12 protein-coding genes and 1 pseudogene are annotated in these 16,205 nt (G+C 58.8%); 5 read left to right on the top strand and 8 right to left on the bottom strand.

The window, feature by feature from the left end; genetic code table 11:
- Positions 1 to 226: 226 nt before the first annotated feature.
- Positions 227 to 982, bottom strand: coding sequence for a helix-turn-helix transcriptional regulator (locus MA884_RS03850; RefSeq protein ID WP_256229111.1), 756 nt, complete (start codon positions 980 to 982; stop codon positions 227 to 229).
- A 55-nt stretch (positions 983 to 1,037) separates the two neighbouring features.
- A complete protein-coding gene (locus MA884_RS03845) occupies positions 1,038 to 1,379 on the bottom strand; it encodes an FKBP-type peptidyl-prolyl cis-trans isomerase (protein WP_256229110.1) in 342 nt (113 codons plus the stop codon).
- 146 nt (positions 1,380 to 1,525) lie between these two features.
- Between MA884_RS03845 and MA884_RS03840 the strand changes: the two genes are divergently transcribed.
- Together MA884_RS03840 and MA884_RS03835 are read left to right on the top strand one after the other, a co-directional pair.
- A complete protein-coding gene (locus MA884_RS03840) occupies positions 1,526 to 2,587 on the top strand; it encodes a M4 family metallopeptidase (protein WP_256229109.1) in 1,062 nt (353 codons plus the stop codon).
- Complete coding sequence (locus MA884_RS03835; RefSeq protein WP_256229108.1) at positions 2,587 to 2,910, top strand: protealysin inhibitor emfourin; 324 nt, start codon at positions 2,587 to 2,589, stop codon at positions 2,908 to 2,910. The genes MA884_RS03840 and MA884_RS03835 overlap by 1 nt, the downstream gene beginning before the upstream one ends.
- A gap of 4 nt (positions 2,911 to 2,914) precedes the next feature.
- Here the strand turns inward: MA884_RS03835 and MA884_RS03830 are convergent, their stop codons facing one another.
- Complete coding sequence (locus tag MA884_RS03830) at positions 2,915 to 3,223, bottom strand: RcnB family protein (protein WP_256229107.1); 309 nt, start codon at positions 3,221 to 3,223, stop codon at positions 2,915 to 2,917.
- Positions 3,224 to 3,385: 162 nt separating this feature from the next.
- On the opposite strand from MA884_RS03830, the gene MA884_RS03825 reads away from it, so the two are divergent.
- Positions 3,386 to 4,009 carry a DJ-1/PfpI family protein gene (locus MA884_RS03825; protein ID WP_256229106.1) on the top strand — a complete coding sequence of 208 codons (624 nt, stop codon included), beginning with the start codon at positions 3,386 to 3,388 and terminating at the stop codon, positions 4,007 to 4,009.
- A 233-nt stretch (positions 4,010 to 4,242) separates the two neighbouring features.
- Entirely contained in the window at positions 4,243 to 5,343 is a 1,101-nt protein-coding gene (locus MA884_RS03820; RefSeq protein ID WP_256229105.1) for a DNA alkylation repair protein, read from the top strand.
- Positions 5,344 to 5,351: 8 nt separating this feature from the next.
- On the opposite strand, the gene MA884_RS03815 is transcribed toward MA884_RS03820, so the two are convergent.
- Complete coding sequence (locus MA884_RS03815; RefSeq protein WP_256229104.1) at positions 5,352 to 7,430, bottom strand: bifunctional diguanylate cyclase/phosphodiesterase; 2,079 nt, start codon at positions 7,428 to 7,430, stop codon at positions 5,352 to 5,354.
- A 187-nt stretch (positions 7,431 to 7,617) separates the two neighbouring features.
- Between MA884_RS03815 and pncA the strand changes: the two are divergent.
- Positions 7,618 to 8,235 (top strand): annotated as a pseudogene (gene pncA / locus MA884_RS03810) (bifunctional nicotinamidase/pyrazinamidase); the annotation flags it as partial.
- Positions 8,236 to 8,269: 34 nt separating this feature from the next.
- Here the strand turns inward: pncA and MA884_RS03805 are convergent.
- The 4 genes from MA884_RS03805 to MA884_RS03790 all read right to left on the bottom strand — a co-directional run bounded on the left by MA884_RS03805 (position 8,270) and on the right by MA884_RS03790 (position 16,034).
- Entirely contained in the window at positions 8,270 to 9,571 is a 1,302-nt protein-coding gene (locus MA884_RS03805; protein WP_256229103.1) for an ATP-binding protein, read from the bottom strand.
- Between the two features lie 4 nt (positions 9,572 to 9,575).
- Complete coding sequence (locus MA884_RS03800) at positions 9,576 to 10,277, bottom strand: response regulator transcription factor (RefSeq protein WP_256229102.1); 702 nt, start codon at positions 10,275 to 10,277, stop codon at positions 9,576 to 9,578.
- A gap of 178 nt (positions 10,278 to 10,455) precedes the next feature.
- Complete coding sequence (locus tag MA884_RS03795; protein WP_371134724.1) at positions 10,456 to 12,987, bottom strand: autotransporter outer membrane beta-barrel domain-containing protein; 2,532 nt, start codon at positions 12,985 to 12,987, stop codon at positions 10,456 to 10,458.
- 221 nt (positions 12,988 to 13,208) lie between these two features.
- Positions 13,209 to 16,034 (bottom strand): hypothetical protein, encoded by a 2,826-nt coding sequence (locus tag MA884_RS03790; RefSeq protein ID WP_256229101.1) that lies wholly within the window; start codon positions 16,032 to 16,034, stop codon positions 13,209 to 13,211.
- Positions 16,035 to 16,205 lie beyond the last annotated feature (171 nt).

Below are 16,205 nucleotides of genomic sequence, written 5' to 3'. Positions count from 1 at the left end.
GCCGTCACATCCAACATCAATGCTGACTGACCCACCGCCATCGCGAGCAGGCTCGATCCCACAGGAGGTTGGGGTGTTCATAAGCTTTGTGTTCAGCGCAGTTCCACTGTGGGAGCGGGCTTGCTCGCGAAGAGGCCGTCACATCCAACATCAATGCTGACTGACCCACCGCCATCGCGAGCAGGCTCGATCCCACAGGAGGTTGGGGTGTTCATAAGCTTTGTGTTCAACGCAGTTCCATTGTGGGAGCGAGCCTGCTCGCGATGGCGTCAGCAGGTCCGACATCCATCGCGACATCGACACCCAATCGCGCCGCCATTTCCTTGCGGCCACTGGCCGTCAAGCCCAGCGCCCGACTGTCCAGGTCCTGGACCACCCATTTGCGCTTGATCGCCGTTTGCAGCAGTGCCGCGCCCAAGGCGCCCCCCAAGTGTGGACGGCGCATGCTCCAGTCCAGGCAGGGACAGGCAAATCGGCGTCGCTGAACGGCAAGCGCCTGGACATCAATACCCAGCCCTTGGAACAGCGCCTCGCCGGACTCGCTCAGGCGATACCCTTTGCCTTCCACATCCACCAACCAGCCGGCTTCAAGCATCCGATCATGCAAGCGCACCGCCAGCGTGCCGGCCATGTGGTCGTAGCAGGTGCGGGCGAATTGCAGGCGATCCGGCGTGCGCGGGGAGAAGCTCGGGGCGGCGTTCTGGCCGATCACCATCAACGCTTCAAGGGCCTGGGCAACGCGTTTATCCGCCAGGCTGTAGTAGCGATGTCGGCCCTGGACGTACACGCGCACCAACGCCAGCGCCTTGAGCTTCGCCAAATGGGTGCTGGCGGTAGAGGCGCTGACATCGGCGATGCTCGCCAACTCCGTGCTGGTTCGGGCATGGCCGTCCATCAACGCGCACAGCATTCGGGTGCGGGCCGGTTCGGCAATGGCCGCGGCGACCTGGGACACCCCTAGATCATGTTGCTCTGCATTCATATTTCGCTCCCTGACGAATCGCGCCATGGCACCACTGGAGAGAATAGCAACACGTTCAATCGTCGCGGGTCAGCACTTCCAGCAGCTCGATTTCGAAAATCAGATTGGCGCCCGGCTTGATGTGGGCCCCCATGGACCGTTCGCCGTAGGCCAGATTCGCTGGCACCCACAGCTTGCGCTTGCCGCCGACCTTCATGCCCATCAGGCCGACGTCCCAGCCCTTGATAACTCGACTAGTACCAATCACGCACTGGAAAGGTTTGCCTCGACTGAAGGACGAATCGAATTCAGTGCCGTCTTCCAGCGTGCCACGGTATTGGGTGGTGATCAGCGCGCCTTTGACTACGCTTTTGCCGTCGCCCTGTTCCAGGTCGATGATTTGCAGCTCTTCGTTCATGGGGCACTCCCGTGTGGTTCAGGCGCGGGTTTTCGCAGAAATCCGCGTGGCTGGCAAACTTTTGTGTATTGCCTGCACAAGGGAACCGCAGCGGTCGCTTCGGTTCACATGGGTATCGACCCTGCATTTCAGATAAGGATGTTCTGATGATCGACTCTCGCCCGCTCCATGGTTTCATTCCCCCCTATATCCTCAACCGAATCATCGCCCACGGCTCCGAACATCAACGCTCCAGCGCCCTCGGCACCCTGACCCACGTACGCAACCTACGGCATAACCCCGGCCCGCCGCATACCCCGCCCGCCGCCGCTGCGCTGCCCAGGCCCGGCAAGCCCGGTCAACCCCAGCGCAGCGTGCATGACGCACAAAATACCATGGAGCTGCCCGGCCAGCCGGTACGCCTCGAAGGCCAGGCGGCCACTGGCGACCCGGCCGTGGATGAGGCCTACGATGCCCTCGGCGCTACCTACGATTTTTTCTGGAAAGTGCTGGGGCGCGACTCCATCGACAACAAAGGCTTCGCCCTGGTGGGCAGCGTGCATTACGGCCAGGACTACGAAAACGCCTTCTGGAACGGCGCGCAGATGGTGTTCGGCGACGGCGATGGCGAAATTTTCCAGCGCTTCACCCGCTCCCTCGATGTGGTGGCCCACGAGCTGGCCCATGGCGTGACCGAAAGCGAAGCCGGATTGATCTACGCCAACCAGTCTGGCGCGTTGAACGAGTCCATGTCCGATGTATTCGGCGTACTGGTCAAGCAGTTCGTCCTCGAACAGACCGCCGACCAGGCCGACTGGCTGATCGGCGCCGACCTGCTCACTGACAAGATCAACGGTGACGGCCTGCGCAGCATGTCCAACCCCGGCACCGCCTACGATGACCCGCTGCTGGGCAAGGACCCGCAACCGGCGCACATGCGTGAATTCGTCATCACCCGTGAGGACAACGGCGGCGTACACATCAACTCCGGCATTCCCAACCGCGCCTTCTATCTGGCGGCCACCACGCTGGGCGGATTTGCCTGGGAAAAGGCCGGCCGGATCTGGTATGAAACCTTGTGCGACAGAAGACTGGCCAACGACGCGTCCTTCAGCGCCTTCGCCCGTTTGACCGTCGAGCATGCCCGCCAGCGCTTCGGCGTCCGGGAAGTGCAGGCGGTGCAGAACGGCTGGGCCCAGGTTGGCGTCGACTTAACCGAGGAGCACTGATGAAACCCCTTCCAGACCTCGACGATCACGCCGTGGTGCGGCTGTCCCGCCAGGGCGGCGTGGCGGCGATTCCCGCCTTGACTCGCCCTCGGGAAATCGAGTTCGCCCAGTGCGATCTCGACCAGCGCACGCGTATCTGCTCGGTACTGGAAGGTTGCCTGCCGCTGGACTCGGCGGCACCGGGGCGTGGCGACCAGCGGTTTTTCCGGATCGAGGTCCGCTATCGCGCCAACGACCAGGACGACGAAATGGTGCTGCAGGTGCCTGAAGACCAGGCACCCGGCGAGTTGGTTCGCCTGTGGGACAAAGGCGAAGTGCGCTGATGGATTAACGCGTGGCGGGGGTGATTTTCAGAATGCGGCCGGAGGCAATCACCACCATCACGTATTTGTCATGGATCTGCACCCATTGCGCGCCTTCCTCGGGCGCTTCGAGCCCCTTCTCCTTCCAGTTCTTAATGGCTTTGTCCGAGCGCTGATATTCAGCCGGCGTCCGGTCGGCCTCCACCAGCCGGCGACCATTATTGGGCGAATGTTCCACCGCATCTCCGGTGGCCTCGACCGCTTGCGCCACAGGGCCAAAGGCTCCGAGGCCGGCGATCAGGACCAGGCTGGCGATCAGGGTTGGGTTGCGCATAAAAACTCCAGTGATATCGAGAATACTGAAATCTCCGACTTCAACCGCGGCGAATCATTCCTTTTTACTGTAGCGACGAATCTGTCGCCGACTGTACGGGGCGGCGATGCCGACAACCGGCGTAGGCTGGCAAAAAAGCCATTGAAAAAACCGGGGCTCGCCATGCACATCGCCATTCTGACCTTCGACGGTTTCAACGAACTGGACTCACTGATTGCCTACGGCATGCTCAGCCGCATTGCCCTGATCGGGGACAAGGATTGGCGCGTGAGCATCGCTTCACCCTCCCCGCGCGTCACGTCCATGAATGGCTTGACCATCGACGCCCAGATCGATCTGGAGCAGGCCTGCAAGGCCGACGCGGTGTTGTTCGGCAGCGGCATGAAGACCCGGGAAGTGGCCGACGACCCGGCCATCATGAGCCGGCTGCGCCTGGACCCGACGCGCCAGTTGCTCGGTTCCCAATGCTCCGGCACCTTTCTGCTGGCACGCCTGGGGCTGCTCGGCCAGGCACCGGCCTGCACCGACACCACCAGTAAACCCTGGGTCGTGGCGGCGGGTGTCAACGTAGTCAACCAGGCGTTCCACGCCAATGGCAACATCGCCACCGCCGGTGGCTGTTTCTCCGCCCAGTACCTGTCGGCCTGGGTGCTGGCCCGGCTCAAGGGCCTGGAGACCGCGCGGGAAGTGCTGCATTATTTTGCCCCGGTGGGCGAGAAAGATGCGTATGTGGAACGCGGGCTGGGGCATATTCGCCAGTATGTGGATGTGGATGAGGTCGTCTGACCTCAAGCAACTCCAGGACTGCACTTGTAGGAGCTGCCGAAGGCTGCGATCTTTTGATCTTGATTTCTCACTCCCGACTCAATTGGCAGGGGAAAGATCGCAGCCTCGCTTCGCTCGACAGCTCCCACAGGCCGAGCGAGGCCGAGCGGGAGCAAGCCCCCTCGCCACGGCTTGTGCCTGGCATGGCATAGTAACGAGCCTTGGACTACAGCACCTTCCGCACGGATCCCATCATGAGCACCACAACGTCATCCCCGGCCCTGAAGGAAATCTTCAACAAGCCGCGCCTTGAGCACATCGCCAGTGAAATGAGCGCGGTGTATCCGGCATTCGATAGCCGGGCGTTCCTGGACATGGCCAATGACGGGCTGAGCGAGTTGTCGGTGATGCAACGCATGGCGCGAGTCAGTGAGTGCCTGCATGCGGTACTGCCCCTGGAGTACGAGGCGTCGCTGGACGTGCTGCGGGACCTGGCGCCCCGACTCAACAGCATGTTTGTCAGCATGTTCCTGCCCCACTACGTGGCGTCCTACGGCCGGCACAGCTTCGACCTGTCCCTGGATGCGCTCAAATACTTCACCCGGTTCGGCTCCTCGGAGTTCGCCGTGCGGCATTTCCTGCGTGATGACCTGGGGCGCACCCTCAAGGTCATGCACGACTGGGCGCACGACCCCAACGAACACGTCCGCCGCCTGGCCAGCGAAGGCAGTCGACCACGCTTGCCCTGGTCGTTCCATCTGGAACCGATCCAGGCCAATCCCGACCTCGCCGCCGCGATCCTTGAGGCCCTCAAGGCCGACACTAGCCTGTATGTACGCAAGTCCGTGGCCAATCATCTCAACGACATCACCAAGCAGCACCCTGACTGGGTGCTGGACCGGATCGAAGGCTGGCCCCTGCAAGATCGCCATACCGCATGGATCGCCCGCCATGCTTTGCGCAGCCTGATCAAACAAGGCAATTCGCGGGCGCTGGCGGTTATCGGGGTCGGCGGCAAGGCGCACATCCAAGTGCTGGACTTTAAGGTCACGCCTGCGGTGATTCGTCTCGGCGAGCCAATCACCTTGTCGTTCCAGGTGCAATCAACCCTCGAACAGAGCCAGCGCCTGGTGATCGACTATGCCATCGACTACGTGAAAGCCTCGGGCGGCACCTCGGCCAAAGTCTTCAAGCTCAAGACTTTCGACCTGCCCGCCCTGGAGTGCGTCAGCCTCAGCCGCTCCCAGCACATTCGCGAGCTGACCACCCGCCGCCATTACGCGGGCCGGCATGCGGTGCATCTGCTGGTCAATGGCGAGCAACTGGGCAGCACGGCGTTCGACATCGTTCCCTGAGCGGCCGCTCAGGCCAGCGCCAGCCGTTGTGCCTTACGAATGTCGTGCAAGAAGCGCTCGGCCGGCAGCGGGTGCCCCAACAGGTAACCCTGCAGCGAATCGCAACCCAATTGGGTCAGGAAATCCTGCTGCACGTCGGTCTCCACCCCTTCGGCAACGATCCGCAGCCCCAGCGCCTGGCCGAGGGCGACGATGGCCGAGACGATCGCCGCGTCATCACTGTCGTGCTCCAGGTCACGCACGAAACCACGATCGATCTTCAGCTCGTTGGCCGGCAAACGCTTGAGGTACATCAGGCTCGAATAACCGGTGCCAAAGTCGTCGATGGACAAATCCACGCCCATGTCCGAGAGCTGCTGCAGCACCGTCATGCTCGCATCGGCATCGCTCATCGCCGTGGTCTCGGTGATTTCCAGGGTCAGGCTGTTGGCCGGCAGATGATGAGTCTCCAGCGCCGTGGCGACGCTCTGCACCAGGCCCACGTGACAGAACTGCAAGGCCGACAGGTTCACCGCGATGCGCCAGTCGGTGTAGCCGAGCACGTACCATTCGCGCATCTGGCGGCAGGCCTCGTTCAACACCCATTCACCGATGGGAATGATCAGCCCGGTCTTTTCCGCAAGGTCGATGAAGGTATCGGGCATCAGCAGGCCCTGGGTTGGATGCGTCCAGCGCAACAAGGCTTCGGCACCGACCGGACGGCCGTTGGCGGCATCGAACTTGGGCTGGTAATGGAGGCTGAACTGGCGCTGTTCGACAGCGATGCGCAGGTCTTGCAGCAATTGCAGTTGCTTGCGGGCGTTGCTGTTCATCGAGGCATCGAAAAAGCTGTAGCCGTTCTTGCCGGCGCCCTTGGCGTGATACATCGCTGCGTCGGCATTCATCAGCAGCTCCTCGGCACTTTGGCCGTTGCCCGGATAAAGCGCGATGCCGACACTGGCGGAGATCTGCAGGTCATGATCGGCCACCCGGAATGTGCGACCGATCAGCCCGACCTGGCGGGCCGCCAGTCGTAACGCATCGTCAGGCTCGGCCAGTTGTACCAGCAGCACGAACTCATCACCGCCGATCCGCGCCAGGGTGTCCTGGCTGCGCAAGTCTTCCCGCAGGCGCAGGGCCACGTCGCGCAGCAACAGATCACCCATGTGATGGCCGAAAGCATCGTTGACCGGTTTGAAACCGTCCAGGTCGATGAACATCAAGGCGAAACAGCCGCCTTGCTCATGTACCCGATGCATGGCCTGATCGATACGATCGGCCAGCAGCACGCGGTTGGGCAGTTCGGTGAGCGGGTCGTGCAGGGCCAGTTGCGTCAGCTCGCGGTTAGCCAGGGTCAACGATTGGGCCAGCTCTGCGGTCCGGGCTTCCAGGCGCGCATCGAGAATCGACGTAAGCAAGGCGATGGCCAGTACCGCCAGCGTGGTGATCAGCACCAGATTGTCCAGGCCCTTGCCGCTCAAGCCGTCCAGGGCCCCGCAAAAACTGCCGTCGCTGAACCGCGCTGCGGCCATGCCGGTGTAATGCATGCCGACAATGGCCAGGCCCATTACGACGGCGGCGCCGGCGCGGGCCAGGCGTACATGAGGGATGTTCTGGCGCAGGCGAAAGGCGATCCACAACGCGGCCGCCGAAGCGCCGACTGCAATCACCAGCGAAGCCCCGAACAACGAGGGGTCATAATCAATACCCGGCTGCATTCGCAGCGCCGCCATGCCGGTGTAATGCATCGCACTGATGCCGGCGCCCATGATCAACGCGCCGAAAGCCAGTTGCCACGCCGGCAATTGCGGTTGACTGACCAACCAAAGGGCAAAGCCGCAGGACAGGATGGCAGTCAGCAGCGACAAGGCGGTGATCGACACATCGTAGCCAAGCTCCACCGGCAAGGTGAACGCCAGCATCCCGATAAAATGCATGGACCAGACCCCGATGCCCATGGCCAGGGAACCGCCGGCCATCCACCAATGCGCCGCGCGCCCCTGGGTGGTCGCTATGCGTCCGGTCATGTCCAGCGCGGTGTAGGAAGCCAGTACTGCAACAAATAAAGAAATTGAAACAAGGGCCGGGGAGTAACTGCCGATGAGCATGGGTTTTTCTCGTGACTGGAAAGCCGAACTGCTTCCATGCCCGGTTGAAAGTCGGCGATTGTACTCAATTGTGGTACGGGCGTACCGACCAAATATCAAAAAGCCATCAGTCCTTGAATATTTGCGACGAAAGACATCTTCTTCCGTTCGGCTAAGCTGTGAGGGTCTTTTTTCAGGAGCCCCATCCATGACCGCCCCAACCACCGCGTTAGTGGTAATAGACGTTCAGAACGACTTCATTCCGGGAGGCCAACTGGCCGTACCGGGAGGTGACGAAATCGTGCCATTGATCAACCGCCTGGGCCGTTCATTCAGGCACGTCATCCTCGCCCAGGACTGGCACCCGGCCGGGCATGCTTCGTTTGCCTCCAGCCATCCGGACAAAAAACCGTTCGACCTTATTCAACTGCCCTATGGCGAACAGAAACTGTGGCCCGACCACTGCATACAGGGCACCCCAGGCGCCGCGCTGCACCCGGCCCTGGACCTGCCCCACGCGCAACTGATCATTCGCAAGGGCTGCAACCCGGACATCGACAGCTATTCGGCCTTCATGGAAGCCGACCGCCAGACACCCACCGGGTTGACGGGCTACCTCAAGGAGCGCGGCATCGACACGGTGTACATGGTGGGGCTTGCGCTGGATTTCTGCGTGATGTTCTCGGCGCTGGATGCCCGGGCGGCGGGGTTCAATGCACTTGTGGTGCTCGACGCCTGTCGGGGCATTGATATCGACGGTTCGATGGAGGCGGCAATCCGGCGGATGCAGCAAGCGGGTGTGGCGCTGATTGAATCGAGCGCGCTAGACGTCTGCCCCCTCGCCCCGGCCTCAAACCGCATCAGCCCGCTGTTGGCAACCACAAGCGCAACCGCGCACCGCCCAGCGGCGAAGCCTCGACCGTCAGCGCGCCGCCCTGGGCTTGCAGGGCTCGACGGCTGATGGCCAGGCCCAGGCCAAAGCCGCCCGTGGCGCGGTCGCGGCTGCGGTCCAAACGGTAGAACGGCTCGAACACCCGCTCGCGCTCGCTGTCGGGAATACCGATACCGTCGTCGTCGACCCAGATCTCACAGCCCTCGACGCCGACCAGCACGCCGACCTGGATGCGCTTTTCGCAATAGCGCATGGCATTGCGCAACAAGTTCTGCAACGCCCGGGCCGTCAAGCGCGGGTCCAGCACGAAACGCTCCAGCGCACCGTGCAGCAGCACATCAATCACCACGTCCGGCGCCGCCAGGTCCTCGTCGACACTGCCCAGGATACTGTCGATGAACTCGTCCAGCGCCACCTCCACTCGTTCGGGCAGATGCTCGGGGTTCTGCAGACGGCTGTAAGACAGCAACTCCAGCACCAGCTCATCCAGCTCGCGGATGTGCGCCACCAACCCTTGCAGCCGCTCGCGACTGGCCGGCGGCAGGTCATCGGACAGCGCCAGGGCCAGGCCAAAATCGAGGCGGGTCAATGGCGTGCGTAATTCATGGGACACCGCATTGAGCAGATCGCGCTGCTGGTTGAGCAAGCGCTCGATGTCGCCGGCCATCGTATCGAACACGTGAGCCAGGCTGCCGATGTTCGAGCTGGAGCCAATCTGCGTACGTTCGCTCAAATGGCCTTTGCCGAAGCGTTCAGCGGTGCGTTTGAGTCGTTCCAGATCGCGCCAATGCGGCCGCAACCAAAGCAGCAGGCAGGCCAGCATCGTCGCGCCAATCAACACGTTGATGCTCCAGTACAGCCAACTGACCTCGGTCGGGTCCGGGGGCACGATCATCTTGACCGCCGTGCGCTCATCCAGCGGCGCGGCCGCCAGGGTTCGCCAGGCCCATTCGCCCAGGCGCACCACGTTCTCGCCGCGCTTGAGACGCGCCTGCTCGTCGGCGCTGAAACCCTCATCATCGATGGCCGCCAGTTCGATGCGTAGCGGCTCGAACTCCTTGTCCATCTGTGCCGCCAGTGCCGGCCACTGTTCGCTGGGCACGTTATGGAACTGCCTGACCATCAAGGTTTGCAGGCCACGGGAGTAATCGAGGTTGTAGCTCAGGAAACGCTCATGAAACAGCCGGACCACCAGTTCCGGCATCAGGTAGATCGCGGCGCTGTAGGACACGATGGTGACCAGGTAAAGGCGAATCAGCAGCTTCCACATCGACTCAACATTCCCACTCGGAGCGGCTGAACAGATAACCCTTGCCCCACACCGTCTTGATCTTGCGGGCTTCGCCGGCGTTGTCGTCGAACTTGCGCCGCAGCTTGGAAATCGCCACGTCCACCGAGCGGTCGGTGCCGTTGAATTCGATGCCGCGCAGGCGCTGCAGGATCTGGTCGCGGCTCAATACCTCACCGCAATGCCAGGCCAGCACCACCAACAGGTTGTATTCGCCGCTGGACAGCTCCACCGCTTGCCCGCGCCAGGTCACGGTGCGCTCGGACAGGTCGATGCACAGGTTGCCCATGAGAATACGGTCGTTGACCGTCTGCGGCTCGGTAAGGCTACTGCGGCGCAACAAGGTCCGCACCCGCGCCAGCAAGACCCGGGGTTCACAGGGTTTGCTGACGTAGTCGTCGGCGCCCATCTCCAAGCCCAGGACCTGATCGTGGCTGTCGTCCCGGGCGGTGAGCATCAGGATCGGCAAGGTGGCCGAATCGGCCCGCAGCAAGCGGCAGACCTGCAAGCCGTCCAGCCCCGGCAGCATCAGGTCGAGGATCACCAGGTCCGGCGGATCGACCCGCGCCCGTTCCCGCACATGATCGCCACGGCTGAGCACGCTGACCTGATAGCCGTTGCGTTCCAGGTAGCTGGCGATCAGTTCGGAGAGGGCAGTGTCGTCTTCGACAAGGAGGATGTTGGGCATGGGTGCATCCAAAAGGGCAAGGCGCAGAAAACGTCAAGCGGCCAAGGATATACGCCCTCATCTGCCGCTGAGCAAAACCCTTACATAATTTCACACAACCTCTACGAATTTTTACCCCGAATACAAAAATGCCCCGACATTGTCGGGGCATCACAGCGCTCAAGGCAGAACTCATCAATCAGAAGAAATAACTCAACCGCAAGCTACCATTCCAATCCTGACTGACAGTTGTCCCTTTGCTGCCTCCAACCTGACCCGAGACCTGCCAGTTACGTTGGGCCGGCGTCCACTTAAGGCCCGCACCGTACTCAAGCGCTGTGCTCGCGCGGTCGTCATCAAAGCTGTCGTCGTTGATCCTGACCTCGTTGGTCTTGATGAACTCATGATTAATGCCCGCCGACAAACTCGGCTCCAACAGGCCGCCATTTTCGAGACTGATCACGCGTCCGCCCCTAAGGCCCACGTTCCCCTGCAGAGAACGCATAGTGTCGGCTTTGACTTCAAGGCCGTTGTCCAGGCGATAGCTATCGCTCTGGGTCACGCCCGTCGAGACTCGCACCTGTGGCTCGATGAAATAGTTATCTTGCAAGCGAATATGCTTGCCCACCGCGACCGAACCGCTTGCGCCCAATGCCTTGTAATCACCCTTGGAGCGTGTACCGTCGCTCATGGTGACCTTGGCTTTATTGTTGAACTGGTTGACCTTGGCCATGACGTTGACGAATACACCGCTCTGGACGTCATAGGTACTGCCGTAGACACCGAGGTTTACGCTGTCGACCGTTGCGCTGGAACCGTACCGCAGATCCATGTTGGTGTGGCTGGTGCCTACGAAGCCACCGAGTACCCATGCGCGATTGCCGATATCCACCAATGTATCGGCACCGCCGGTGATCCCATTCTGGTTCTGCGAGTAGCCATCGCCATAGGCGTTGTCGACGCTGTATTGATTACCGTAAGTACGTACCCAGACGCTGTTGCTCAACTTAATGTCGTTATCGCTGGCCGAACGCATTGACGCATCGGGCCGTGCGCTTAATCCCCGATCACCGATCTGATCGTTGAGCATGTTCATCTCTGCGTTCAATACGCTGCGAGCACTGCCGGCCAAAGCCAATGCGGTATTGGTGGACGGGCTGACGGTGTCTCGGTCGGGATTAAGGTACAAACCCTCCCCATCCTTCTTCAAGCGGTAGACGAAGGTACCGGCATCGACCGTTTCCCGACCACCCAGCGAGAAACTCGCATCACCAGCGGCAATGTTGCCGATTTTGACGGCTTCGGCACTGGTTGGCGTGGTCCCGGTCGCGGAGACCAGCAACTGATGTTGCCCGCTGGCAGTACCGGTAACATTCAGGAAGTCCGTATCACCATTACCCAGGTCGGTGCCCATGACAAAGGTACCGCTACCGGACAGCTCACCGATGTTCAACTGTTGAAACTGCTCGTTCGTCCCCATGCGCACCACGCCGCTGCTCATCCCGAGGCGTTGCACGGTACTGTCGCCTGTCATCACCCACTGCGCGGCATTGTTGATGTTCAGGTTGCCCGAATTGGTGATTTGTCCGGTCAGTACAGAGCCATTATTGAGCAATACGCTGCCGTTGGCATCCGAGAGGACGTCGCCGGTCATCTGGCTGTTGTTGTCCAGCTTAAGGTCGAATACGTTCTCCACGTTGCCGTTGATCGCAGAACCGTTATTCAGATTGACCGCTGCCCCCGTACCCGCAACGGCCAATACGTTACCGTTCAACGTGCTGTTGGTGTTGAGGTTGACGCTGGTGACATTTTGCAAATTGCCTTCGAGCGAGGAGGCGTTCTGCATCAACCACGAGACTGTGCTGCCGGTCTCGCCAATGACATCGCCGCGTAGCGCGCTGGCATCGACGTTGACGTTGGCTGTGGAGCTGTTGGTGGCTTGCAATAATGTTCCGTTACCACCGTTCAGTTGCGAGCCATTAAGTACATTGATGGTTGCCACGGCGCCAGCAGCACCAAAGGAACCAACAACGATCGCCGAGCCGGTATCCCCCGTTACGACTGTATTATCCAAGGTCACCGTGCTGGCAATCACGCCGGTATTGTCCGCGCCGATTCGCAGGCCGTCCTGCCCACCGGAGATCGTGCTTCCGGTCGCCGAAAGCGTTGCCCCTTCCAGTTGAACGCCGTAACTGGTCGCGCCGGTGCCACGCAAGGTCGAATCGTTGACCGTCAGGACGCTGAAACCGGTGGCGTTTGCGCCGCCGACGAGACCGGTAATGGTGCTTCCGCCAGTGACTGTGGCGCTGGAGGCGGCTGGGGTGTTGATATTACGCCCCAACAACAGCCCCATGCTGTTGGTGCTGGTAATAGCGCTGGCATCAATGGTGGCGGAGCTGTCTATCAGCTGAAGACCGCCTCTGCCCGCCGCACTATTAACCGTTGCGCCCGAGAGGCTCACGTTAGAAGCGGTGGCATCAATGCGCTGACTCTGGCCGCCGTTGAAAACCACATTGGCATCTTGGGCACTAATGGTCAGTGCTGTACCGTTATCGATTGTGAGCGTCCCCCCCCCCGACACACCCCAGTTTTCAAGAGGGGATGTGTTGTCGACAGTGCCATCCTGCCCCGGCAGGAGAATAGCCGCGAAAGATTGGGAGGAAACAAAGAAAATTGAGCCGAGCAAATAGCGGCCTGCCCTTCCACCCTTTGAACCTGATATGCGAGACATTGTATTTTCCTGACAATAGACATAACCGTTAAATGATTTCTCCTGGAAAAAACCATCTCCCGAAAGAGCCCGGCAGAATAAAGATTACTGAGCACAACGAATGTAGGAATAATCCTCCAGAGAGCTCAGATTTTTCCGAAACAAAAAGTCAAGAGTACCACCGCAGTGAATCATGCCAGGCGTTCACACCCCTGGCCTGACTCTCTGCTCAAACAACAATATTATGGCGTCGGCGCAGGCGCATCCATCCGATCACAATACTCAAAACTGGTGTTGATGATATCGAACGGCTTAATGACCACCTCGGATGACTGAGTACCGTTTATATCGGTTTCATACCAATATTTCCCGAAGGCAATTGCCCCCCTGAAAGGCTGGTTCAATTTGAATTTATCAGCGGTGCCGACCTGCGCAATATCTACCTGTTCCGGCGCCTTGATCACGTAGGGCTGTGAATCTGCCGTGCCCGGTACTTCGGTTGCGCCCGTTATATCCGTGACCCCCACAAAATGAACCGTAATATTTTTCCCTGGTGGCAAATGCGTATCTTTAGGGATACCCATGGCCATTGTCCAAGCCGTTGTAGCGTTGTCCATTGCAAAGCAAGAAATTTCGTCACGGCTGCGCACTCTGATAGTGGGTGGCGGCAGGTCAACTTGTTGAGCATTAACTATCACATCCTGTTCAAGCGACTTAATAATATTGTTATTACTACCAACGTATCTAATCGTCCAATAAGCTTTAACCGTAGCCGTTGGCAATGCCTTGATGAACGCGGCCGTAACGTTCCCCGCAAACGTGGTCTCTCCACCAAAGGGTAGAAACGTGTCAACCAGTGTGCCATCAATATAGAAATCGACTTGCTCACCCCCAACGACATCAGGCAAACCAAACCAGACTGGAACACTGATGGTACCGGCGCTATTCCTATCGCTAGGAGTAATGACATTAGGTGTATTAGAATCCCCTGTCACTGTAACTAGCGGCAGGCTGGGGTTGGTCAGATCGGGCAACTCGGGGTAATCGGGGCCCGCATGCACAAAATCCAAAAATATGTAAATCACCGGACTATCAATCGCAGCAGATCCCGGGCGGGTGTGCTCGTACCAGACTTTTACCTCCTTGGGACTTGTCGAATTGTCGAAAAGCCTCGCCAACTTGACGTAATCAAGGGTGAACTCAACATTCGCTGTACCTAGAGGTTTTTTACCAAAACTCTCGAAAACCAGTGGATCGGAAGCATCCTCAATAAACAACTCAATGTCATCCGTGTCGATACCGTGCAGCGGCTGTTCGACAACAGCAAGCACAGCTGCAGAGCCCGTCACGAAGTCGTCGAGATATAAGGGAACCGTTCGGTTCGGGTCGGTTTTTGGAACTTTGGGCTCGAGTAAGTCTGGATCTTGTGCCAACCGTAGATCAAACAAAGGCTTAGGATCCGTGCGCGCGCTCAGGTTACCGGGCAAATCTATCCACTCATAGGCGTGAGAGATCCGCGTCAGGTTAGGTAAATTACGGAGCTCCGCGCTGTCAACTTCAAATGTGCCAGTGGCATCCACGGTGGCCTCAAAAACCTTTAGTACGATGTCACCCGAGTACAAATAATACCTTAAAACATCATCAAGTCGGCGCAGCGGATAATTCACGGGCACGGTGCAAAGCATTTTCGGATTTGCCGTGATCCAGGCTTCATTAACAATGAAGTCAGGGCTGGCTGGCCGATTGGTCATCGTGACATCAGGTGACGGTTTTCTTTTCTGTCGCGCAGGAACTTTAACCTCGAACGGTGCGGTACGGTCAATGGCGAATTCCACAATCGTCGAATCGTCACTGTTACCGCCACCGCCCTTATACAACTTATAACGAACTTCGTAACGCGTGGGCTCGGCAGGCATCTGGGCCTCTGGAAATAGACTCGCGTCCACCTCCATTTCGAACGGGTCTTCACGCCCTACGACTGGCCCCATCCTAAAAAGCCCAGGGATCGTCTGTTCCGTGCCACCCACCACGGTGTAAGAAACTTCCAGCTCATCATTATCCATAGGATCGGCGAGATTTGTAGCGTAAAAAACTAACGTTCCTGCATCAAGAACACTAATAGGAATCGAATCATCAGCCAGCTTATCGTTAATTCCAGCATCAACAGTTACGACACCTGATCTTGTTACGTTCGGACGTATTTTCGGAGGTTGAAGTTTTGCTCTCATTTCCGTGACTCCTTCATTCACTGATTGCGCATTCAGACCGGTTGGTCTGCTTTCCCCAGGTGTGACCCTGTCTATCTTCACCAATCCTTTTTTTGACTGAGCAATCAACCGCGCGCCTCTGTAAAGGCGACTAAAGACAATTGCCGAATCATTATCAATGAGAGGACGAACATAAACTTCAAATGGTACGACCAATGTATATCCATTATTAATATCATCCGCTGCCAATATTTTCGACCATGTACCCTGCGTTCCTTGCACAGGGTCGCCGCTGCCATTTAATGTACGGTACCCTGTCCAATAAACCTCATGACGATCACCCGGTAATGCAACACCCACGGCGGGAGGTAGCGTTACGGTGACGCCATCAGTCAAAGGTGGCACTGTCTGATTATTCAAGTACCCCCATAACGTGACATGAGGAAAGCGGGGCTCTTCCAGTACTAACAACGGAGAGTGATCGATGGTTAACTTTCGTAATGGCGAATCGTCAGAATTACCGCCTCCGCGCTTCCAGACGCGGTAGGAAATAAATGCCACGCCATCCAATGACATCTGAGCAGGTGTCAAAGGTTCATAGATAAAGGGTTCCACAACGGTCGTCGGAAAAGGCCGGTCGACTATTTTGGTTTCCACTCCGTTTTGTAGCCAAAGCACCCAAAGTTGATCATTAGGTCCCGGATCAGCCCACAGAGGAATAACTATCCGCGTGCCAGAGTTCAATATATCAAGGGGCACATAGCCTTCAGAGTCATTATCAGCCACCCCTTCCACAGACAAGGGCGCTGCCAACACTTCTGGTGTACGTGCAGTGGAAACAATGGATCGAAGTTCTTCCATGTTCTGTCACACCTTAAGCGGGAGCCAAATTATTCTGCTGAAAATAATTAAACTCCGGCCAAAGATATCTGGCTACTGTCAGATCTGACAGGTTTCATGACCGTCTGTCGGCTGGATTCGGCGCCCCCGAGCATCGGCGAGATGCTGCAATAAGATCCTACGTAAATTGAC

Source organism: Pseudomonas sp. Q11, from assembly GCF_024494355.1.
Lineage (GTDB): Bacteria > Pseudomonadota > Gammaproteobacteria > Pseudomonadales > Pseudomonadaceae > Aquipseudomonas > Aquipseudomonas hefeiensis.
This window is presented reverse-complemented; position numbering and strand designations above follow the sequence as displayed.

Excerpts from the sequence above, each read along its gene's own strand:
- MA884_RS03795 (WP_371134724.1), bottom strand. The coding sequence starts at position 12,987 with ATGTCTCGCATATCAGGTTCAAAGGGTGGAAGGGCAGGCCGCTATTTG.
- MA884_RS03835 (WP_256229108.1), top strand. The coding sequence starts at position 2,587 with ATGAAACCCCTTCCAGACCTCGACGATCACGCCGTGGTGCGGCTGTCC.
- MA884_RS03800 (WP_256229102.1), bottom strand. The coding sequence starts at position 10,277 with ATGCCCAACATCCTCCTTGTCGAAGACGACACTGCCCTCTCCGAACTG.
- MA884_RS03830 (WP_256229107.1), bottom strand. The coding sequence starts at position 3,223 with ATGCGCAACCCAACCCTGATCGCCAGCCTGGTCCTGATCGCCGGCCTC.
- MA884_RS03850 (WP_256229111.1), bottom strand. The coding sequence starts at position 982 with ATGAATGCAGAGCAACATGATCTAGGGGTGTCCCAGGTCGCCGCGGCC.
- MA884_RS03840 (WP_256229109.1), top strand. The coding sequence starts at position 1,526 with ATGATCGACTCTCGCCCGCTCCATGGTTTCATTCCCCCCTATATCCTC.
- MA884_RS03815 (WP_256229104.1), bottom strand. The coding sequence starts at position 7,430 with ATGCTCATCGGCAGTTACTCCCCGGCCCTTGTTTCAATTTCTTTATTT.
- MA884_RS03790 (WP_256229101.1), bottom strand. The coding sequence starts at position 16,034 with ATGGAAGAACTTCGATCCATTGTTTCCACTGCACGTACACCAGAAGTG.
- MA884_RS03825 (WP_256229106.1), top strand. The coding sequence starts at position 3,386 with ATGCACATCGCCATTCTGACCTTCGACGGTTTCAACGAACTGGACTCA.
- MA884_RS03805 (WP_256229103.1), bottom strand. The coding sequence starts at position 9,571 with ATGTGGAAGCTGCTGATTCGCCTTTACCTGGTCACCATCGTGTCCTAC.
- MA884_RS03820 (WP_256229105.1), top strand. The coding sequence starts at position 4,243 with ATGAGCACCACAACGTCATCCCCGGCCCTGAAGGAAATCTTCAACAAG.
- MA884_RS03845 (WP_256229110.1), bottom strand. The coding sequence starts at position 1,379 with ATGAACGAAGAGCTGCAAATCATCGACCTGGAACAGGGCGACGGCAAA.